22 protein-coding genes are annotated in these 20,355 nt (G+C 70.7%); 10 read left to right on the top strand and 12 right to left on the bottom strand.

Annotated features, from left to right (window positions below):
* Positions 1–35: 35 nt before the first annotated feature.
* Positions 36–560: a Dps family protein gene (locus tag PKE85_RS14240; RefSeq protein WP_271205427.1), complete on the bottom strand. Its 525-nt coding sequence runs from the start codon at positions 558–560 to the stop codon at positions 36–38.
* Between the two features lie 211 nt (positions 561–771).
* On the opposite strand from PKE85_RS14240, the gene hisB reads away from it, so the two are divergent.
* The 8 genes from hisB (at position 772) to coaA (ending at position 6,498) form a co-directional block, all read left to right on the top strand.
* Positions 772–1,365, top strand: a complete 594-nt coding sequence (gene hisB / locus PKE85_RS14235) for an imidazoleglycerol-phosphate dehydratase HisB (protein WP_271205426.1) — start codon at positions 772–774, stop codon at positions 1,363–1,365.
* 34 nt (positions 1,366–1,399) lie between these two features.
* The gene (locus PKE85_RS14230) at positions 1,400–1,870 is read left to right on the top strand and encodes a DUF2628 domain-containing protein (RefSeq protein ID WP_271205425.1); all 471 of its coding nucleotides are present in this window, start codon (positions 1,400–1,402) and stop codon (positions 1,868–1,870) included.
* Entirely contained in the window at positions 1,867–2,502 is a 636-nt protein-coding gene (gene hisH / locus PKE85_RS14225) for an imidazole glycerol phosphate synthase subunit HisH (protein ID WP_271205424.1), read from the top strand. The genes PKE85_RS14230 and hisH overlap by 4 nt, the downstream gene beginning before the upstream one ends.
* Positions 2,499–3,239 carry a 1-(5-phosphoribosyl)-5-[(5-phosphoribosylamino)methylideneamino]imidazole-4-carboxamide isomerase gene (gene hisA / locus PKE85_RS14220; RefSeq protein WP_271205423.1) on the top strand — a complete coding sequence of 247 codons (741 nt, stop codon included), beginning with the start codon at positions 2,499–2,501 and terminating at the stop codon, positions 3,237–3,239. The genes hisH and hisA overlap by 4 nt, the downstream gene beginning before the upstream one ends.
* 78 nt (positions 3,240–3,317) lie before the next feature.
* Positions 3,318–4,310: an HWE histidine kinase domain-containing protein gene (locus PKE85_RS14215; protein ID WP_271205422.1), complete on the top strand. Its 993-nt coding sequence runs from the start codon at positions 3,318–3,320 to the stop codon at positions 4,308–4,310.
* Between the two features lie 103 nt (positions 4,311–4,413).
* Positions 4,414–5,196, top strand: a complete 783-nt coding sequence (gene hisF / locus PKE85_RS14210; RefSeq protein ID WP_271205421.1) for an imidazole glycerol phosphate synthase subunit HisF — start codon at positions 4,414–4,416, stop codon at positions 5,194–5,196.
* Positions 5,197–5,221: 25 nt separating this feature from the next.
* Positions 5,222–5,542 (top strand): phosphoribosyl-ATP diphosphatase, encoded by a 321-nt coding sequence (locus tag PKE85_RS14205; protein ID WP_271205420.1) that lies wholly within the window; start codon positions 5,222–5,224, stop codon positions 5,540–5,542.
* Complete coding sequence (coaA, locus tag PKE85_RS14200) at positions 5,542–6,498, top strand: type I pantothenate kinase (RefSeq protein ID WP_271205419.1); 957 nt, start codon at positions 5,542–5,544, stop codon at positions 6,496–6,498. Before PKE85_RS14205 ends, coaA begins: the two co-directional genes overlap by 1 nt.
* Before the next feature lie 30 nt (positions 6,499–6,528).
* Here the strand turns inward: coaA and PKE85_RS14195 are convergent, their stop codons facing one another.
* The 6 genes from PKE85_RS14195 to PKE85_RS14170 all read right to left on the bottom strand — a co-directional run bounded on the left by PKE85_RS14195 (position 6,529) and on the right by PKE85_RS14170 (position 12,590).
* A complete protein-coding gene (locus PKE85_RS14195) occupies positions 6,529–7,581 on the bottom strand; it encodes a sensor histidine kinase (protein ID WP_271205418.1) in 1,053 nt (350 codons plus the stop codon).
* Positions 7,578–8,009: a response regulator gene (locus PKE85_RS14190; protein ID WP_428981377.1), complete on the bottom strand. Its 432-nt coding sequence runs from the start codon at positions 8,007–8,009 to the stop codon at positions 7,578–7,580. The genes PKE85_RS14195 and PKE85_RS14190 overlap by 4 nt, the downstream gene beginning before the upstream one ends.
* Positions 8,010–8,011: 2 nt before the next feature.
* A complete protein-coding gene (locus tag PKE85_RS14185) occupies positions 8,012–9,505 on the bottom strand; it encodes a sensor histidine kinase (protein WP_271205416.1) in 1,494 nt (497 codons plus the stop codon).
* A 170-nt stretch (positions 9,506–9,675) separates the two neighbouring features.
* Positions 9,676–10,365, bottom strand: a complete 690-nt coding sequence (locus tag PKE85_RS14180) for a lytic transglycosylase domain-containing protein (protein ID WP_271205415.1) — start codon at positions 10,363–10,365, stop codon at positions 9,676–9,678.
* Between the two features lie 81 nt (positions 10,366–10,446).
* A complete protein-coding gene (locus tag PKE85_RS14175) occupies positions 10,447–11,505 on the bottom strand; it encodes a calcium-binding protein (RefSeq protein WP_271205414.1) in 1,059 nt (352 codons plus the stop codon).
* Positions 11,506–11,651: 146 nt separating this feature from the next.
* Positions 11,652–12,590, bottom strand: a complete 939-nt coding sequence (locus PKE85_RS14170; protein WP_271205413.1) for a glycosyltransferase family 2 protein — start codon at positions 12,588–12,590, stop codon at positions 11,652–11,654.
* A 251-nt stretch (positions 12,591–12,841) separates the two neighbouring features.
* Here PKE85_RS14170 and PKE85_RS14165 point away from each other — a divergent pair, with 251 nt between their 5' ends.
* Positions 12,842–14,128: a hypothetical protein gene (locus PKE85_RS14165; RefSeq protein WP_271205412.1), complete on the top strand. Its 1,287-nt coding sequence runs from the start codon at positions 12,842–12,844 to the stop codon at positions 14,126–14,128.
* Between the two features lie 101 nt (positions 14,129–14,229).
* On the top strand, positions 14,230–15,105 hold the full coding sequence (locus tag PKE85_RS14160) for an SMP-30/gluconolactonase/LRE family protein (protein ID WP_271205411.1): 876 nt from the start codon (positions 14,230–14,232) through the stop codon (positions 15,103–15,105).
* Between the two features lie 6 nt (positions 15,106–15,111).
* Here the strand turns inward: PKE85_RS14160 and PKE85_RS14155 are convergent, their stop codons facing one another.
* The 5 genes from PKE85_RS14155 to frc all read right to left on the bottom strand — a co-directional run bounded on the left by PKE85_RS14155 (position 15,112) and on the right by frc (position 20,303).
* Complete coding sequence (locus PKE85_RS14155; RefSeq protein ID WP_271205410.1) at positions 15,112–16,014, bottom strand: alpha/beta hydrolase family protein; 903 nt, start codon at positions 16,012–16,014, stop codon at positions 15,112–15,114.
* Positions 16,015–16,268: 254 nt separating this feature from the next.
* Positions 16,269–17,867 (bottom strand): histidine kinase famiy protein, encoded by a 1,599-nt coding sequence (locus PKE85_RS14150; protein WP_428981357.1) that lies wholly within the window; start codon positions 17,865–17,867, stop codon positions 16,269–16,271.
* 118 nt (positions 17,868–17,985) lie between these two features.
* On the bottom strand, positions 17,986–18,168 hold the full coding sequence (locus PKE85_RS14145) for a hypothetical protein (protein ID WP_271205409.1): 183 nt from the start codon (positions 18,166–18,168) through the stop codon (positions 17,986–17,988).
* A gap of 93 nt (positions 18,169–18,261) precedes the next feature.
* Positions 18,262–18,939, bottom strand: a complete 678-nt coding sequence (locus PKE85_RS14140) for an alpha/beta hydrolase (protein WP_271205408.1) — start codon at positions 18,937–18,939, stop codon at positions 18,262–18,264.
* 113 nt (positions 18,940–19,052) lie between these two features.
* The gene (gene frc / locus PKE85_RS14135; protein WP_271205407.1) at positions 19,053–20,303 is read right to left on the bottom strand and encodes a formyl-CoA transferase; all 1,251 of its coding nucleotides are present in this window, start codon (positions 20,301–20,303) and stop codon (positions 19,053–19,055) included.
* Positions 20,304–20,355: the final 52 nt, after the last annotated feature.

Genomic DNA, 20,355 nt, shown 5'->3' with positions numbered 1-20,355 from the left:
GGCGGGGCGCCGCCCGCCCGCGGCCGGAGGGCGGCTCAGATGCTCCGGCTCGCCTCGAACAGGAACCAGGCGCGCTTTTCGGCCTGGTCGATCAGGTTCTCCAGCAGGCTGGTGGTGCCCACGTCGTCGTGCTCGTCGGCGAGCGCATGGGCCTCGCGCAGCTTCTGGACCATGGTCTGGTTGTCCTCGCGCAGCTCCGCCAGCATGTCCTGGGGCGTGACGAAGTCGGCGTCGTTGTCGGCGATGCGCTGCAGCCGGCCGATGTGGCCGATGGAGCGCAGCGTCGTGCCGCCGATCTTGCGCACGCGCTCCCCGATGTCGTCGGTGGAGGCGAGGATTTCCGCCGACTGGTCGTCGAACAGCAGATGGTAGTCGCGGAAGTGCGGGCCGCTCACGTGCCAGTGGAAGTTCTTGGTCTTGAGATAGAGCGCGAACGTGTCCGCCAGCACGGCGTTGAGCGCGCCCTCGATGTCGCGCGTGGCGTTGGAGCCGATGTCGGTCGGGGTGGCGAGGGCCGCCTTGCGGCGGGCCTTGGCTTCGGGAGACGGCTTCTTGGCCATGGCGGCCTGTCCTTTTCTGGAAGCGGCGAACGAACGTCTTGCGCCTTCCCAAGTAGAGCGCGCCCGGAAGCTGTCGACATGCGTCGCGCGCATCGCTCCGCCCCGATCGCGCCGGAATCGTTAAGGGCCGTTGGCCTTCGCCCCGCGCCCGTGCTATCGACCGCTCGTTTCCATGACAGCCCCGCGACAGGCTTCGCGACCGGAGATGATGATGCGCCGCGCCGAGGTGACCCGGACGACCGCGGAGACCGACATTTCGCTCGCCCTCGACCTCGACGGCACGGGCGCGAGCCGGATCTCCACCGGCGTCGGCTTCTTCGACCACATGCTGGAGCTGCTCTCCCGCCACGCCATGATCGACCTGGACGTGACGGCCAACGGCGACGTGCATGTGGACTTCCACCACACGGTGGAGGACGTAGGGATCGCGCTCGGCCAGGCCGTGCGCCGGGCGCTGGGCGACATGAAGGGCCTGACCCGCTACGCGGACGTGCATATGCCCATGGACGAGACCCTGACCCGCGTCGCGATCGACGTCTCGGGCCGGCCGTTCCTGGTGTGGCGCACCGCGTTTCCCGCGCCGAAGGTGGGCGAGTTCGACACCGAGCTGGTGCGCGAGTTCTTCCAGGCCTTCGCCACCCACGCCGCCGTGACCTTGCATGTGGAGACGCTCTACGGCGCCAACGCGCATCACATCGCCGAAAGCTGCTTCAAGGGCCTCGCCCGCGCGCTGAAGCTGGCGCTCGCGCTCGACCCCCGCGCCGGCGACCGTCTGCCCTCCACCAAGGGCCGCATCGGCGACTGATCCTTCGACCTTACCCCCCGAGGTCCGTTTCATCTTGAACACCTGGCTCATCTACCAGCCCGCCGGCGACGAACGCTCGCTCGATCGCGCGGAAGGCTTCGTCACCTTCCGGGAGGGCTTCCACAAGATCGCCTTCCTCGCGCCCGTGATCTGGCTCATCTGGCGCCGCTGCTGGCTGGCGCTGGCTCTCTACGTGGCCGCCGAGATCGCGCTGGTCGCTCTCGCCGGGGCGCTCGGCATGGACGGCGGCCGCGCCATCCTGCTCATGCTGCTGCCGAACCTCGCCGTGGGCTTCGAGGCGGCGTGGCTGCGCGCCCGCTCGCTGGAGCGCCGCGGCTACCGCCACGCGGGCTCCGTGCTCGCCCGCTCCCGCGAGGAGGCCGAAGTGCGCTTCTTCACCGAATGGGCGGCGGAGGCCGAGCCCCCCGCGCCCCGCGCCGCGAGCCCCGCGCGCCCCTCCACGTCGCCCGCCGTGCTGGGCTTCTTCCCCGAGGCGGCGCGGTGACGATCGCCATCGTCGACTACGGCGCGGGCAACCTGCGCTCGGTGGAGAAGGCGCTGATCCGGGCCGGCGGCGCGGACGTGATCGTCACCGCCGACGCCGACCGCATCGCGAAGGCGGATCGGGTGGTTCTGCCCGGCGACGGCGCCTTTCCCGACTGCCGCCGGGCGCTCGACAGCGCCTCCGGCCTCGGCGAGGCGCTGAACGAGGCGGTGCTGGACCGTGGCCGGCCGTTCCTCGGCATCTGCATCGGCATGCAGCTTCTGGCGACCACCGGCGAGGAGCACGAGCCGACCGCCGGGCTGAACTGGATTCCCGGCCGCGTCCTCCGCATCGAGCCCGGCGACGCCCGGCTCAAAGTGCCGCACATGGGCTGGAACACCCTGATCCGCCGACGCGCCCATCCGCTGACCGACGATCTGCCCGTGGGCCCCGACGGCCTGCACGCCTATTTCCTGCACGCCTTCCACCTGAAGCCGGACGACGCCGGCGACGTGGCGCTCTCCGCCGACTACGGCGGCGACGTCACCGCGCTGGTGGCCCGCGGCAACGTGGCGGGGGCGCAGTTCCATCCCGAGAAGAGCCAGACGCTCGGGCTTTCCCTGCTCGCGAGCTTCCTCAGGTGGCGTCCATGATCCTCTATCCCGCCATCGACCTGAAGGGCGGCGCGGTGGTGCGCCTGAAAGAGGGCGACATGGACCGCGCCACGGTCTATGGCGACGATCCCGGCGCGCAGGCCCGCGCCTTCGCGGAAGCCGGCTTCGGCTGGATCCATGTGGTGGACCTGGACGGCGCCTTCGCCGGCGCCAGCGTCAACGCCGAGGCGGTGGACGCCATCCTCGACCAGGCCGACGTGCCGGTGCAGCTCGGCGGCGGCATCCGCGACATGGCGGGCGTGGAATCCTGGCTCGGACGCGGCGTCTCCCGCGTCATCCTCGGCACCGCCGCGGTGCGCGATCCGGACTTCGTCCGGGCGGCGGCCAGGGCCCATCCGGGCCAGGTCGCGGTCGGCGTCGACGCCCGCGGCGGCCGGGTCGCGGTCGAAGGCTGGGCCGAGGTCTCCGACATGACCGTGCTCGACCTCTCCCGCCGGTTCGAGGACGCCGGCGTCGCCGCCATCATCTACACCGACATCGCCCGCGACGGCCTGCTGAAAGGCCTGAACCTCGAATCCACCCGCGAGCTGGCGGAGGCGGTCTCGATCCCGGTGATCGCCTCCGGCGGGCTCGCGGACATCGGGGACGTGCGCCGGCTGCTGGAGCCGGAGAACGCCTCCATCGCCGGCGCCATCACCGGCCGGGCGCTCTACGACGGCCGTCTCGACGCGAAAGAGGCGCTTGCGCTGGTGGGGGGCTCGCGCAGCGCGCGGTAAACCGCTAGCGTCGCTCCGACCCGACGGACGGCGCAGCTCCTTGGACCGCACGTCGGCGCGCTTAGAGCCCCTCATCGCATGACCCCTGAGCCTGACACGGCGCCCCCGGACCGCGACGCCCGCTTCATCCGCAGCGTGCTCGCGGCGTCCGAGGACTGCATCAAGATCCTCGACCTCGACGGCGCCCTGGTCTTCATGAGCGAAGGCGGCCAGAAGGTGATGGAGGTCGACGACTTCGAGCCCCTGCGCGGCTGCCATTGGCCGGACCTGTGGACCGCCGCCGGGCATGTCCACGCCGCTGCGGCCGTCGCCGCGGCGCGGGACGGCCGCAGCTACCGGTTCCAGGAGATGGCGAACACGGCCCGCGGCAACCCGCGCCACTGGGACGTGCAGGTGACGCCGATCTTCGGACCGGACGGGCGCCCGGAGTCCATCCTCTCCGTGTCCCGCGACGTCACCGCGCTGAAGGAGAGCGAGGAGCGCCACAAGCTGCTCGCGGCCGAACTCAACCACCGCATCAAGAACATGCTGGCGCTCACCCAGTCGGTGATGGCCCAGACCCTGCGCGCCGGCGGGGCGGCGCTCGCGCCCTACCGGGAGCGGATCGACGAGCGGCTGGTGGCGCTGTCGCGGGCGCAGGACATGCTGTTCTCCGCCGCCTCCTCCGAAGCGCAGCTCGACGCGCTGGCCCGCAGCGTGCTGAAGCCCCATGACCTCGACACCCGCATCGTGATCGACGGCCCGCCGGTCCGGCTGCGCGACCGGGCGGCCACCGCCATGACGCTCGCCATCCACGAGCTCGGCTCCAACGCCGCGAAATACGGCGCGCTGTCGCGCGCGGAGGGCCGCGTCCGGCTGTCCTGGCGCTGCGGGGACGACCGGTTCCGCATGGAGTGGCGCGAGACCGGCGGACCCGAAGTCGCTCCGCCGACCCGACGGGGCTTCGGCTCGCAGCTGATCGAGAAGACGCTGTCCGGCCAGCTCAACGGCCGCGCGGTGGTGGCGTATCGCCCCGAAGGCGTGGTGGTGTCGCTGGACGCTCCGCTCGACGCCTTGCTCGCGACGGAGTGACTAATTCCATGACAGGGCTGTCATGACCGCGCCGATCCGCCTATAGGACGGAAACCGGGGCTTTACGGCCTCGACCTGTGTTTTCGCGAGCCGCCGGCCTCCCATGCTGAAGATCCGCGTCATTCCCTGCCTCGACGTCAAGGACGGCCGCGTCGTCAAGGGCGTCCAGTTCGTCGACCTGCGCGACGCCGGCGATCCGGTGGAGGCCGCGATCGCCTATGACGCCGCCGGCGCCGACGAGCTCTGCTTCCTCGACATCACCGCGAGCCACGAGGAGCGGGCCATCCTGCTCGACGTGGTGGCCCGCACCGCCGAGAACTGCTTCATGCCGGTGACGGTGGGCGGCGGCGTGCGCTCGGTGGAGGACGTGCGGGCGCTGATGCTGGCGGGGGCGGACAAGGTGTCCATCATGTCCGCCGCCGTGAACGACCGCTCGGTGGTGGCCCGCGCCGCCGACAAGTTCGGCGCCCAGGCGATCGTGGTGGCGGTGGACGCCAAGCGCGTGTCCCAGCCGGGCGAAGCCGACCGCTGGGAGGTGTTCACCCATGGCGGCCGCCGGCCGACCGGGCTCGACGCCGTGGCCTATGCGGCGGAGGTGGCGCGGCTCGGCGCGGGCGAGATCCTGCTCACCTCCATGGACAAGGACGGCGCCAAGGACGGCTACGATCTCGCGCTGACCCGCGCGGTCGCGGACGCGGTGCCGGTGCCGGTGGTGGCCTCGGGGGGCGTCGGCACGCCGGCCCACATGGTGGACGGCGTGGTGAAGGGCGGCGCCAGCGCCGTGCTCGCGGCCTCGATCTTCCATTTCGGCGAGTTCACCATCGGCGAGGCCAAGGCGGCCATGGCCGAGGCGGGCCTGCCCGTGCGGCTCGATCCCGCCGCCTGACGTCCGAACGCGGAAGGAGCGCCCCATGAGCGGCTTCACCCTCGACGACCTCGCCGCCATCGTGGCCGCGCGCGCGGACGCGACCGCCGAGACCTCCTACACCCGCTCGCTGATCGAGGCCGGCCCGGCGCGGGTCGCCAAGAAGCTCGGCGAGGAGGGCGTGGAGGCCGCGCTCGCCACCGCCTCCGGCGCTAGGGCCGAGCTCGTCGCCGAGGCCGCCGACGTGCTCTACCACCTCATGGTGGCGCTGCGCGTGCGGGACGTGCCGCTCGCCGACGTGATGGCGGAGCTCGAACGCCGGACCGCCCAGTCCGGCCTGCAGGAAAAAGCGGCGCGGACACGCTGATGGACGATCGCCCGCGGACGCCGCCCCTTTCGCCCTACGCCACCTTCACCCGCGAAAGCTGGGCCACGCTCCGCGCCGACACGCCCCTGACGCTCGATCAGGCGGACCTCGAACGCCTCGGCTCGCTCAACGACCCGATCGACATGAGCGAGGTGGAGCAGATCTACCTGCCGATCTCGCGCCTGCTCGCCTTCTACGTCACCGCGCGCCAGCAGCTGTTCCGCGCCACCCAGCGCTTCCTCGGGCACAGCGAGCACCGCGTGCCGTTCGTGATCGCGGTGGCGGGCTCGGTCGCGGTCGGCAAGTCCACCACCGCCCGCGTGCTGCGCGCCCTGCTCGCCCGCTGGCCGGCGACGCCGAAGGTGGACCTCGTCACCACCGACGGCTTCCTGCTGCCGAACGCGGCGCTCGCCCGCGAGGGGCTGATGGCTCGCAAGGGCTTTCCCGAGAGCTACGACGTGCAGGGGCTGCTGCGCTTCATCTCCGACATCAAGGCCGGCAAGCGCGGCGTGCGCGCGCCCGTCTACAGCCACCTCGTCTACGACGTGGTGCGGGGCGAGCACGTCACCATCGACCAGCCGGACATCGTGATCCTGGAAGGGCTGAACGTGCTGCAGACCGGCGACCGGCCCCGCAACGGCCGGGTGCAGCCCTTCGTCTCCGACTTCATCGACTTCGGCATCTATCTGGACGCCGACGAGCCGCTGCTGCACCGCTGGTACGTGGAGCGCTTCATGCGGCTGAGGGAAACCGCCTTCCGCGACCCCCAGTCCTACTTCCGCAAGTTCGCGCAGGTCTCCAAGCAGGAGGCGCTGGAGACCGCGGAGACGCTGTGGTCCGACATCAACCTGCCGAACCTGCGGGAGAACATCCGCCCCACCCGCGCCCGCGCCGACCTGATCCTGCGCAAGGGCAGGAGCCACCGCATCGAGGAGGTGCGGCTCCGGAAGATCTGAGCGGGCGCGTCGGGCGCTGGAAGGCCCCGCTCAGGCCGGGAAGTTGACCACGATGCGCGTGCCCGGATGGGTCGGGTCGCGCTCCATCTGGGAGCGGATGGCCGAGGCCATGGTGCGCACGATCTTCTTGCCGAGGCCGGTTCCGGTGGGCGCCGCGTCCTCGGCGAAGCCCACGCCGTCGTCCTCGACCGCGAGCGACAGCAGCGCGCCCTTCTGCGCGAGGCGGATGCGCACCTCGCCCTCGACGCCGGGAGCGTAGGCGTATTTGAAGGCGTTGGTCACAAGCTCGGTGACGATCACGCCGAGCGAGACCGCGCAGTCGGTGGCGACCTTGACCGGCTCGGCCCGCACGATCACCCGGTGCGGGCGCTCCGCGGTGCTGAGCGAGCTCTGCAGCTCCTCCGCGAGCCCGCGCAGATAGTCGTCCATGACCACGTTGCGCACGTCGTCGGTGGTGTAGAGGCGGCGGTGGATCTGGGCGATGGCCACGATCCGGGCCTCGGTCTCCCGCAGCATGTCCCGCGCCGGACCGTCCGGCAGCGCGCCCGCCTGCAGATGCACGAAGGCGGAGACGAGCTGCAGGCTGTTGCCGACGCGGTGGTTCACCTCGCGCAGCAGCGTCTCGGCGCGGTCGCGGGCCTCCACCACCGCGCGCTCCGCGGCTTCCTTCTGCCGCCGCATCTCCACATGCTGGATCGCCTGGGCGACGGCGGCGCGCAGCAGCGCCAGGAACTCGCCGCCCACGTCCTTGATGACGTAGTCGATCGCGCCCGCCTTCAGGGCGGCGATGGCGATGCGGCCCTCGTCCGAGCCGGTGACGTAGACCACCGGCGGCGCGTCCGGCAGCGCCTCGATCGCCGGCAGGATGTCGAGCCCGGTCTCGCCGGCGAGATAATGGTCGAGCGCGATGGCGCCGAAGCGGCGCGCGCCGAGCTGGTCGAGCGCCTCCGCGCAGGTCGCCACGGCCGTCACCTCGTAGCCCACGCGCGCGAGGTCCTTCGCCACCAGCCGGCGCAGACCCTCGTCGTCGTCGATGTAGAGGATGGCGCGCGGCGCGGCGTCCGGCGCGGACGGAGAGCTCATGCGTCGGGAACCTGCATGACCGAGATGAACAGGCCGAGCTGGCGGATGGCGGTGGCGAAGGTGTCGTAGTCCACGGGCTTGGTGATGTAGACGTTGCAGCCGAGATCGTAGCAGCGCTGGATCTCCACCTTGTCGTCGGTGGTGGTGAGCACCACGACCGGCGCCCGCTTCAGCCGCTCATGCTTCTTGATCACGCCGAGAATGTCGATTCCGGTCATGTCCGGAAGGTTGAGGTCGAGCAGGATCAGCAGCGGCCCCGCGGCCGAGGCCTCGGACGACTGCAGGAAGGCGAGCGCGGAGGTGCCGTCCACGAAATGGCGGATCTCGTTGTTCACCCCGGCGCGCCGGACGTTCTTCTCGATCAGGCGCGCATGGCCGCCGTCGTCCTCGATCATCACGATCACGACGGGGCGCTGGTTGTTCGGCATGGTCATGAGGCCTCGGTCTGCTGCGGCCGGTAGACCGCCGGAAAGGTGACGATGAAGGTGGAGCCGCGTCCCGGCTCCGAGTCGAGGCGGATGGTTCCCCCGAGACGCCGCACGCTCGCCCGCACGAAGGCGAGGCCGAGCCCTTCGCCCGGCTGGTCCTGCGCGCCGGCGCGGCGGAACAGTTCGAACACGCGCTCATGGTCCTTGGCGTCGATGCCGCGGCCGTTGTCCTCGATCGCGTACTCCACCTGCGGCCCGACGCGCCGGCCGCGCACGGTGATGACGCCGGGGCGCGACCGGTCGAGATACTTCACCGCGTTCTCGATCAGGTTCTGGAACACCTGCTCGAACGACATACGGTCGGTCACGAGGGGCGGCAGGCCGGGCTCGGCGGAGATGCGGGCGCCGGTGGCCTCGGTCTGCTGGTGCAGCGTGCGGGCGATGGCCACCACCACCTCGTCCACCTTCACCATCTCGGGCGTGATGACGCGGCGGCCCTCCCGCGACAGGCGCAGGATGGCGTTGATCAGCCGGTCCATCTTGGCGGTGGAGGTGCGGATGAAGCCAATCGCCTCCGGCAGGTCCTCGTCCACCGCGAGCTTCGCGTCCCCGGAGACCAGCTCCGGCGCCTTCTCCGCGACCTGATCGATCTGCTCCTTCAGCGTCTTGCGCGCCGCGTCGAGCTCGGAGGTGAAGCCCATCACGTTGACGAGCGGCGCCCGCAGGTCATGGCTGACGATGTAGGCGAAACGCTGGATCTCCTCGTTGGCGCTGACCAGCTCCGCGGTGCGGTCGGCGACCGCCTGCTCGAGCCCCGCATTGGCGTCGGCGAGCTCCGCATGGGCCTCCCTGATCGTCCGCGCCTGCCGGCGCACCAGGATCTGCGCCACAAGGGCGAGCGCCGCCGCGAGCAGCAGACCGATCGTCACCACCACGAGCTGAAGCCGGCCCAGCCACTCCGAATAGGCGAAGTTCTCCTGGAACCGCTGCGTCTCGACGCCGACCATCTTGTCGGTCAGGGTCCGCAGCGTCACCATGGCTTCGCGCCCGCTGTCGCTCCGCACCACCTCCAGCGCCTCGTCCCAGCGCCCGGCGCGGCTGAGTTCGACGGTGCGCGCCAGCTCCGCGAGCTTGGTATCGAGGGCTTTGATCAGTTGTTCGGCGTTTTCCCGCTGGCTCTCGGTCGCCGCCCGGGCGCGAAGCGACGAGGCGCGCGCGTCCCGCATCGGCGTCGCCGCCTCGTACGGCGAGAGGTAGCTCTCCCGGCGGGTCAGCAGATAGCCGCGCTGCCCGGTCTCGGCGTCCTGGGCGATGTCGAGAATGCGCCGGACGTCCGAGCGGAACTCGAGCGTGTCCGCGATCTGCCGGTTGAACGACGCGTTGCGCTGGGCGATCCATACGGACGAGCCGCCCACCACCGCGAGGGCGCCGAAGCCCAGCGCCAGCAGCAGAACCTCGTTCCGCCCGACCCGTTTTCCGTTGCGCGCCTCAGCCATCGCCGCTCCAGCCGCCCCGGAGACGCCGGGCGAGACCACCACAACCCGCCGCCGAAAATCCGGCATACGGGATTCCACCTTCACGCCTTGGTCATGACGCGGACCACGCTGTGCGTCCAGAGCGAAAACCATCGCGCGCGGGCATCGCGCGATGAAACCGGGGGACGGACCTACTGCGCGATGGTCAGACCGGCGGCGCCGGCGCGATCCAGCGCCTTGCGGCGGCCGTCCACCGCCGCCCAGTTGAACCGCATCCGCACCCGCCCGTTGGCGAGTCGGCGCGCTCCCCTGACCGCGCCGACGCCCGCCGGCTGTCCGAAGGTCGCGACCGGGACCGAGCCGGTGACGGGAAAGCCGCGGGCGGCGAGGATGGCGCGCACCCGCACGCAATAGGCCACGGAACGGTGGGAGTAGCGGGTCTCGCCATGGCCGGCGCGGTACTTCATCACGGCGCCGCAGATGTCCTGCCCCGTGAGTCGCCACGCCTCGGCCAGATAGCGCACGCCGTAGCCCACATTGGTTCCCGGATCGAACAGGCCGGGAAGCGCGCCACGGTAGCCGAGCATGCGCGCGGTGGACGGCAGCACCTGCATCAGCCCGATCTCGCCGACGCCGCCCACCGCTTTCGGGTTGAAGCCGCTTTCGACCTCGGCGACCGCCTCGGCGAGCTCCGCCGGCACGCCATGTTCGGCCGCCGCCGCCACGATCAGGCGACGGATGGCCGCCTCGTCGGGCGCAGCGGGCGCAAGCGTCTCGGTGGGCGCAGGAGCGTCGGCCGCGGTCGCCGGCTCCGCCCGGACGGCGGGAGCGCCGGACACCGTAAGCCACAGGGAGCAGGCGAGGAACAGGATGTGACGCATCGCGGATCGGCTGCTGGGCGCCCGTCCGGACGCGGGAACGGCGGGGCGAAGCTCGCCCGCCGCTCCAGTCTAGCGCCCCGGTCAGGCGATGTCGAAGTCGCCTCGCGACAGGGTGGAGACGCCGTCCAGATAGGCGATGAAGCGCTCGCCGCCCGAGCCATAGCCGTCGGCGTCGTAGTAGAGGCCGTGATTGGTGGTGTCGAACAGGAAGCTGGCGTTTCGCGACACGGGGTCCGCGCCGGGACCGACCACCAGGTCGAAGTCCTCCGTCAGGTTGGCGAAGCCGTCGGCCGCGAACTGCAGCAGGTCGACGCCGCGGGTGAAGTCCAGCACCCGGTCGCCGCCTTCGGCGGCGGAGTACCAGCGGAAGGCGTCCACCCCGGAGCCGCCGGTGAGCTGGTCCCGGCCGCTGCCGCCGATCAGCACGTCGGCGCCCTCGTCGCCGAACAGTCTGTCGTTGCCGGAGCCGCCTTCCAGCCGGTCGTTGCCCGCGCCGCCGCCGATGTAATCGTTGTCCGCGCCGCCGAGCAGGCGGTCGTTGCCGGACCCGCCCTCGATGCGGTCCGCGCCGAAGCCGGCGTCGATGGTGTCGTTCCCGGCTTCGCCGTAGAGCTTGTCCGACCCGTCGCCGCCATAGATGCGGTCGTTGCCGAGATCGCCGTAGATCGTGTCGCGGCCGGTCCCGCCGCTCAGCGAGTCGTTGCCCGAACCGCCGTCGATGATGTCGTCGCCCGCGTCGCCGCGGATGACGTCGTCGCCGCCGTAGCCTGCGAGCTTGTCGTCGGCGAGGCCGCCGGTGATCGAGTCCCGCCCGCGCAGCAGATCGGCGACGAACAGGTCCGGCCGGCCGTCGATCACCACCGTGTCGTAATAATCCTCGAGAGAATAGGACAGGTTGTCGTAGCGCGCGACCAGATCGCCGCTCGGATCATACAGGAAAATGTCGGTGATCAAGCCGTCGACAGGCGTGTTGGACGACGTGTAGGCGAAGTCGCGGCCCGCCAGCGACAGCCGGTAGCCGTCGTCGCTCACCAGCGATGTCCGCGTGGACGTTCCGTAATCGAAGGCGGCGTCCGGATCGAACATGTTCACGAGCCGAAGCCCGTCCACGATGTCGTCGCTGAGCGTTACCTTGGCCATCGGCGCTCCTCGTGCCAGCTGTGGCGCGCGCGGATGTCCGCGACGCGCCGCCCCTCACGCGAAGAGTGCGGATGATTCCTGATGAGCGCGTGACAGAATTGCGGCCGGCGCGGCCTCACAGGTTAAAGGCGCGAGGACGACCGCGCTCAGGCGCGCGCCAGAAGCCGGCCCAGAAGCCCTCGGCCCCGGGGCGCCTTCGCCGCGCGCGCGTCGAGCGCGGCCCGCAGCGCGCGGATTTCGGCCCGGAGCGCCGCGGCGCAGGGCGTGAACCAGTCGATCGCCTCGTCGTTGAGATCGTTCAGCGCCCAGCGCGCCGCCGCGTCGCCAAGCGGCGGGCGCTTGGCGCCGGGCGCCAGCTTGTGGCCGAGATTGCCGCGCTCCGTCCGCTCCCGGAACTCCGCCTGCGACCGCGCGCCGAAATAGGCGAGCGCCGCCGGGCTGTGGACGATCCGGGCGCTGCGGCTTTTGCTCTCCCGGCCGTCCGGCCGAACGTCGGTCGCAAAGGGCGAGCCGTCCGCATGCGCGTACTGCCCGCGGGTGTAGGCCAGATGCACGCCGGGCCGGCTGTAGAGGCTGCGGCGCACGAGCGACTTCACGTCGCGGTTGGCGTCGTGGCCCGCGGGCGCGCCCCGCCGGAAGCGCTCGGTCACGGGCGCGTCCACATAGGCGAGCTGTCCGGACGATCCGAACCCGCGCCGGTTCAGGGCCACGACGCCGACGGCCGGATCGAACCGGGACGCGAAGGCGTCCAGCGACAGGCCGTTCTCAAGGTGCAGGAATTCGTCGAGGTCGCAGAACAGCACCCATTCGGCGCGGCTCTCGGCCACGCCGCGCCGGTAGGCCTCGATCGTGGGCGCGTGCTTGACGCAGTCGGCGTCGCGCACGACGCCCGCGCGGATCGCGCCGATCTCGGCCAGCCCGCCGAGCAGCGCCTCGGCGCCGTCGGTGCTTTCGTTGTCGTAGATCAGGATTTCCGCCGCCCCGAGGCGCCGGTGATGCGCCACCCATTCCAGCACGTAGCGCGTCTCGTTCCGGACGATCGCGACGATCGCCACCTTCTCGCCCGCAGGCGCCGCACCCGTCATCGCAAAGCCCCCCTCGACTCCGTCCAGCCCATTCCGAACGCGCGCCCTCCAGCGCCCGCGCCGCCCCCGTCCTGTCGTCCTCCCACGCCTTCCGCCGGCTCTCTTGGTCGGAGCCTCGCGCGAAAACGCATGCCGTTCGCCCGGCGAGCCGTAAAAATCCGCCAAGCGGCGACAGAGTACGGCGCCGTTAGCCTTTCACCAAAGACTTCATGGCAGCCTCTCGGAACGATCCCGCGCCCGGACGAGCCGCCATGACCGCCCTCAACGACGCCCGCCATCACGCCGCGGCCTTCCGCTTCGACCGCTGGACCGTGGTGACGGCGGTCGCCCTCGGCCTCGCGGCGCTGCTGCTGGCGGCGCTGGCCTTCCGCATCCTGCAGGACCACGGCGGCACCAACTCCTACGCCCTGCTCGCCGACGCCTTCCTGCACGGCCGCTTCGACAGCCCGCGCTGCTTCGACGCCGACTGCGCGGCGTTCGAGGGCCGCACCTATGTGATCTTCCCGCCGGTCCCCGCGCTGGTGGCGACGCCGCTGGTGGCGCTGGCGGGGCCGGACGCGCCGGGCTTCCTGGTGCTGGGCGCGCTGCTGTTCGCCATCACCGGCCTGACGTGGAACGCCATCGCGGTCCGCCTCGGGCTCTCCGCCGAAGCGCGGCTCTGGGCCGCGCTCGCTTTCCTGTTCGGCACGCCGGCGATCTTCGTGGCCCTGCGCTCGGACGGCGTGTGGTTCTTCGCCCAGTCGGTGGGGCTGACGCTCGTCAGCATCGCGCTGCTGGCGAGCCTCGAACGGCGGCTGTGGCTGGCGGGCGCGCTGCTCGGCCTCGCCTTCCTGTCCCGGCAGATGGCGCTGCTGCTGGCGCCCTTCGCCTTCGCGCTGTCGCGCCCGAAGGACGCGAAGCTGATCGCCTTCGACCGCGAGACCATCGCGGACGCGCTCAAGATCGCGGCGCCGATCCTGATCGCGATCGCGGCCTACTGCCTCTACAACTGGCTGCGCTTCGGCGCGCCGCTGGAGACCGGCTACAAGTTCATCGGCGATTTCCCGAAGCCGGAAGACCGCAACTTCATCACCAACCGCATCCTCGACATCGGCCTGTTCGCCAAGGACTATCTGGTCTTCAACGTGGCCTACATGTTCCTGCAGGGCTTCCACATCGAGTTCGGCGGGCCCTACATGACCGAGATGCTGCGCATGGACGGCAGCGGCACCTCGATCCTCGCCGCAAGCCCCTTCGTGCTCTACGCCTTCTACGCCCGCGCCGACGCCAAGCTGCTCATCGGCCTGCTGGTGGCCGGGGTCATCTGCGGCGTGACGCTGTTCTACCACTCCAACGGCTTCTCCCAGCAGAACGTGCAGCGCTACGCGCTGGACTGGCTGCCGGTGATCTGGCTGCTGCTGCTGGCGGGCGCCTTCACCGGCGCGCCGGACAAGATCGCCGAGCGGCTGAAGCCGTTCAAGCTGCTGACCACCTACGCCATCGGCCTCAACGTCGCCGCCTTCGCGGTCGCCGCCGCCACCAAGGCCCACGCCGGATAACGCTCCGCCGCTCGCCCCGCCGTGACCGGCGGCGGGGCGGACAAGCTGCGCCGCCGCTCCATGTACTGGCCGGAACCGCCGCGCCAGAACGGAGCCCGCCCATGCGTCCCGCCCTTTGCCTCAGCTTCGCCGCCCTGTCGGCTCTCGCCCTGTTCGCGCCGGCCGCCACGGCCGCCGGGCGCGAGCCGCTGTGGGAGGTTTCCGGATTGAAGGAGCCGGAGTCCGTGCTGCCGCACGCCGAGGCCGGCGTGCTCTACGTCTCGCAGGTGGTCGGCGACTTCCGCGCCAAGGACGGCGTCGGCTTCATCGCCAAGGTGTCGGCGGACGGAAAGATGATCGACGCCGAATGGATCAAGGGCCTGAACGCGCCCAAGGGTCTGGCGCGGGTCGGGGGCACGCTCTACGTCGCCGACATCGACGAGCTGGTGGCGATCGACCTTGAGAAGGGCGAGATCGCCGCCCGGCACAAGGCCGAAGGCGCGGTGTTCCTGAACGACGCGGTCGCGGGCCCCGACGGCCGCGTCTTCGTGTCCGACACCGCCACCAACACCATCTGGGCGCTCAAGGACGGCCGCTTCGCGCCCTGGCTGACCGACGAGGGACTGCAGGGGCCGAACGGCCTGATCGTGGAGAACGGCCGTCTGGTGGTCGCCGCCATCGGCCGGTTGCCCAAGGACGGCGACGGCGGCGCGCCGGCCCATCTGGTCGCGGTGGATCTCGGCGCGAAGACCGTGGGCGCCCTCGGCGACGGCCGCCCCGTGGGCTTCCTCGACGGGCTGGCGGCGCTCGGCGGCGGAGCCTATCTCGCCAGCGACTACGGCCGCGGGCCGGTCTACCGCATCACCGCCGACGGCGCGTTCGCGATCGTGGCGAGCTTCTCCGCCGGCACCGCCGACCTCGCCTACGACGCGGAGAAGGGCGTCGCCTACGTCCCCCAGTCGCGTGAGGGCAAGCTGACCGCGCTCCGCCTGCCCTGACCGCCTTCAGGCGGAGGGTGCGAAGCGCGCCGCCACCGCGCCGGGATGGCCGTCCGGGAGCCGCCCGTCCTGCAGGAACCCGAGCGCCAGAGGCCAGAGCCTGTCCCGGAACCGGTCGTGGAAGAAGGCGAAATGGCCGATGGCGGCCGCGCCTGCGTCTTCCGGCGCGACGCGCAGATGCGCGCGCGGGCTGCGGCTGAAGTAGCCGAGCGCGCGCTCGATCGCCGCCGGCGTCCCGAATGGATCGTCCGTCAGGCTGATGGCGAGGATCGGGGCCGTGACCTCAGCGAAGCGGCCGGGCAGGTCCGAAGCGCCGGCGGGGTCGAGCCGGCGCTCGATCCGCGGCCCCATGCGCGCCCAGTCCAGCGCCACGCCCCGGGGCGTGTCCTCCATCCAGCCGAGCCGCCGCGCCGGCACATAACCGAGCGCCAGCGCCAGCGCCGGCATGGCCGCGTGCCAGCGGCGGACCATCGCGGCCCGCTCGCCCGCGGCGTAGTCGCGCCAGTAGGCGTATTGCGCGCCCACCGTCACGATGCGGCGGACGGCGCGGGCGCGGGGCGCAAGACCGATGGCGACGCCGCCGAAGGAGTGCCCGACCACATGGACCGGCCGGCCCGGCCCGAGCGCCATGGCGTGGCCGAGCGCGGCGTCCAGATCGAGCTCGCCCCACTCGCGCCAGCCGGCGCGGAAGCCCCGCAGGCGCGCCGGGCGCGACTGGCCCACGCCCCGATAATCGAAGGTCAGGACGTCGAAGCCGTGGTGGTGGAGATGGGCCGCGAAGCGCGCGTAGTAGCGGCAGCGCACGGAGGTCGCCGCGCTGACCACCACGATCGGGCGGTCCGCATCGGGGCCTGCCCGCCGCCACAGAAAGCCGCCGAGCTCCACGCCGTCCGCGGCTTCGAACCGCACGGCCTCTCCAGCCGCGGGCGCGCTCGCATCGTCAGGTCGGTCCATGAGGGGCGCGCGGTCTCCAGCGGCGTTTCGCAGGCCGCCGCGCCTCACAGCCTGTTTGGAAACTCGCGTTTGGCGTCATGCCCGAGCTTGCCTCGGGCATCCACGACTTGAACGCTCAAGAGCTTGCTCGGCGAAAAGTCATGCATACTCGCCTTCGGCGGGCCTGACGTGAGCTTCAACCCGCGTCGCGGCAATCTACAAACAGGCACTTAGCTCACGCCGGTGGGGCCGTCCAGAATCATGCGCACGCGCCGGGCGAGATCCGAGCGGCGGTAGGGCTTGTTGATGATCTCGAACTCCGGGCCGCCAACGTCGAGGCGCTCCAGCGACGCCTCGGCGTAGCCGGTGGTCAGCAGCACCTTGAGCTTCGGCTGCCGCTTGCGGGCCTCGCGGGCCAGCATGACGCCGTTCATGCCGCCGGGCATGATCAGGTCCGAGAACAGCAGGTCGAACCGGGGACCGCCGTCGATCAGCTCCAGCGCCTCGCGCCCGTTGCGGGCGGAATGCACCTCGTAGCCGAAATCCTCGAGGATCGAACGCGCCAGCTCCGACACGTCGTCCCGGTCCTCCACCAGAAGCACGCTCTCGCCGCCGGCGCGGTCCAAGGCCATGGGCGGCGCCGCGCGCTCCGGCGCCGCGATCTGGTCGGTGGCGGGAAAGAACAGCCGCACCGTGGTGCCGTGTCCGACCTCGCTGTAGATGCGCATGCCGCCGCCGGTCTGGCGCACGAAGCCATAGACCATGGAGAGGCCCAGTCCCGTCCCCTTGCCCTCGTCCTTGGTGGTGAAGAACGGCTCCATCACCTTCGACATCACGTCCGGCGCCATGCCGCAGCCGGTGTCGGTCACCGAGACGCACACATAGGCGCCCGGCTTCGGCAGCGAGAACACCGCCACGTCCTCCTGGGCGATCACGCGGTTTTCGGTCTCGATCACCAGACTGCCGCCGTCGGGCATGGCGTCGCGGGCGTTGATGAAGATGTTCAGCAGCGCCACCTCGGCCTGGGTCTGGTCGACCCGGCAGTTCTTGAGGTCGTCGGCGAGCCGTGTCGCGATCTCCACCGGTTCGCCCAAGGTCCGGCGGGCGAGATCGGTCAGGGTCTCGATCATGTTGTTGAAGTTGACCGGCCGCGCGTCCAGCCTCTGCTTGCGGGCGAAGGCCAGCAGCTGCTGGGTCAGCGTCGTCGCCCGGTCCGCGGCGGTGCGGATGTTGTTGAGCGCCCTGTCGAGGCGCGGATCGCCGTTGTCCCTGACCCGGTTCTCCGCCACGTCGAGATAGCCGACGATCACCTGCAGCAGGTTGTTGAAGTCGTGGGCGATGCCGCCGGTGAGCTGGCCCAACGCCTCCATCCGCTGCCCCTGCCGGAGCGCGTCCTCGGCGTCGCGCCGGCGCGACACGTCGAGCTGGGAGCCGAAGAAATACAGCAGCTCCCCGGATTTGCCGTAGACCGGGCTCACGAACAGCGCGTTCCAGAACGCGGAGCCGTCCTTGCGGTAGTTCAGGATCTCGACCGCCACGTTGCGGCGCTCGGCGATGGCGCGGCGCACCTCCGTCACCGTGTCGGGATTCGTGTCCGGCCCCTGCAGGAACCGGCAGTTGAAGCCCAGCAGGTCCTCCGACAGATAGCCCGTCATCTCGAGGAAGGCGGGATTGGCGAAGATGATCGGATTGTCAGGCTGGCGCGGGTCGGTGACGATCATCGGCATGCGGGTCGTCTTGACCGCCGCGAAGAAGATGTCGTCGTCGGCGTGGGCGAGGCCGGCGTGGTCGCTGGCCTGAGCGGCGTCGATCGGGAGCTTGGAGGGCAAAAGCTTAGGGTCCGGACTGTCACGGGCGGAACGGGCGAGGCGATGTCGGTCCGGGTCGTCCGCCGGCCGCGCGGAAGGTCCGCGGCCGGCGTTTCCGTCCCTCGCCTTCTGACGCGCGTCAGGCGCGCGCGAGCTCCTCCAGTTCGTCGACGGTCAGCTCCCAGCCGTCGTCCGCGGCGATGCGGATCGCGGCCGGATCGGCCCCGGACAGGGCCTGCGCCACGAAGAGGGCGTCGATCACGGAGGGCGCGGTCGTCGTCACCGGCCCGTCTTCAGCCTCAGAAATCACCGTGTAGGGCATCTGGCGTCTCCCATGCTGTCCCGCGGCGACGGCGAAGATCGCCCGCTGCGGCGAGGGGTAAAACCGCCAATGACGCCAGAAGGTTCCGGCGGCTCACTCGCCGAAGAACGCCGCCGCCCGCTCGGCCATGTCCTCGCGCCAGGCGTGGGGGCCGTCATGCTCCACATAGGTCAGGTCGTAGCCCGCCTCGCGCAGCCTGGCGGCGTGGACGCGGGCGCTGCGGTCGATGGGGATCTGCTCGTCCCGTGTTCCGTGCGACAGGAAGATGCGCGGCGCGCCGGCCTGGAGCTGCACCGACATGAAGCCGGCCGAGGACACGACCATGTGCGTCACGATGTGGCCGTTGGTCAGCCCGAGCGAGAGCGTGTAGCTGCCGCCGTCCGAATGGCCGGCGAAGGCCATGCGGCTCGGGTCCAGCATGAAGCGGCAGGCGACCTCGGTCAGCGCCCGGTCGAGCCGCTCCCGGTCGGGGCCGTTGCCGGCGATCACGATGTCCCAGGTGGGGAACAGCGACTGGGGGACCAGCAGCAGGAAGCCGCGCTCCAGCGCGCGCCGCTCCATCATGGGCAGGATCTTCTCCGCCGAGCCGCCGCCGCCGTGGAACAGCGTCATCAGCGGGGTCGGCCGGCGCGGGTCCACCTGCGGCGGGACCACGAGCAGGGCGTCGCGCTGCTCGAACAGGCCGAGCGGATGGCGGCCGGGCGGCAAGGGCGCAAGCGTCGGCAGGCGATGCTGGAAGTCGAGCCGGCCGGCGAGATGCGGATCGATCACGGCGATCCTCCTTGGGCCTTGGAAGACGGGGCGCCCCCCGAAACGCAGACGGCGCGCCACGAGGGCGCGCCGTCCACGGATCTCGGAAGGCTGTCGGGGGCTTCCGGGAAGGATCAGACGGCGCGCGCCTGATGCAGCCGCTCGATCTGCTGGTCGGTGTAGCCGAGGTCCTTGAGCACCTCGTCGGTGTGCTCGCCGAGCAGCGGCGAGGCCTTCACGTCCACCTTCAGGTCCGAGAACTTGATCGGGCTGCCGACGGTCAGATACTTGCCGAGCTTCGGATGATCGACCTCGACCACGGTGCCGCTCTTGCGGAGCGACTCGTCGTTCGCGATCTCCTTCATGGACAGCACCGGCGAGCACGGGATGTCGAACTTGCGCAGGATGTCCACCGCCTCGAACTTGGTCTTGTCCTTCAGCCAGTCCTCGATCGTGGCGAAGATGTCCATGATCTTGTCCTGGCGGGCGCGGGCGGTGTTGTAGGCGGGATCGTCGATCCACTCCTCCTTGCCGAGCGCCTTGCAGATCGGGGCCCAGGCGTGGCCCTGGATGGTGAAGTAGATGTAGGCGTTGGGATCGGTCTCCCAGCCCTTGCACTTCAGCACCCAGCCCGGCTGGCCGCCGCCGCCGGCGTTGCCGCCGCGGGGCACCACGTCCGAGAACTCGCCATGCGGGTACTGCGGGTACTCCTCCAGATAGCCGAGGGCGTCGAGGCGCTGCTGGTCGCGCAGCTTGACGCGGCAGAGGTTCAGCACCGAATCCTGCATGGACACGGCCACCTTCTGGCCCTTGCCGGTCTTGTTCTTCTGGTGCAGCGCCGTGAGGATGCCGATCGCGAGATGCATGCCGGTGTTGCTGTCGCCGAGCGCCGCCGCGGAGACGGTGGGGGGGCCGTCCCAGAAGCCGGTGGTGGAGGCCGCGCCGCCGGCGCACTGGGCCACGTTCTCGTAGACCTTCAGGTCTTCGTAGTGATGGCCGTCCGAGAAGCCCTTCACCGAGGCGAGGATCATGCCCGGGTTGAGCTCCTGGATGCGCGCCCAGGAGAAGCCCATGCGGTCCAGCGCGCCGGGGCCGAAGTTCTCGACCATGACGTCGGATTCCTTGATCAGCTTCTCAAGGACTTCCTTGCCTTCCGGGGTCTTGGTGTCGAGCGTCAGCGAGCGCTTGTTGGAGTTCAGCATCGTGAAGTACAGCGCGTCGGCGTCGTCCACATGGCGAAGCTGCGAGCGGGTCACGTCGCCGGCGCCGGGGCGTTCGACCTTGATCACGTCGGCGCCGAACCAGGCGAGAAGCTGCGTGCACGCCGGGCCAGCCTGCACATGCGTGAAGTCGATGATCTTGATGCCTTCGAGCGGCTGGGTCATGTGAGCTTCCTTCCCTTAAAAGGATGTCTTGTTTTTCTTCATCCCGCGCCGC

This window comes from Methylopila jiangsuensis, assembly GCF_027922305.1.
In the GTDB taxonomy this organism is placed as follows: Bacteria; Pseudomonadota; Alphaproteobacteria; order Rhizobiales; family Methylopilaceae; genus Methylopila; species Methylopila jiangsuensis.
The sequence above is the reverse complement of the archived record's forward strand: the minus strand, read 5'-3'. Positions and strand labels throughout refer to the sequence as shown.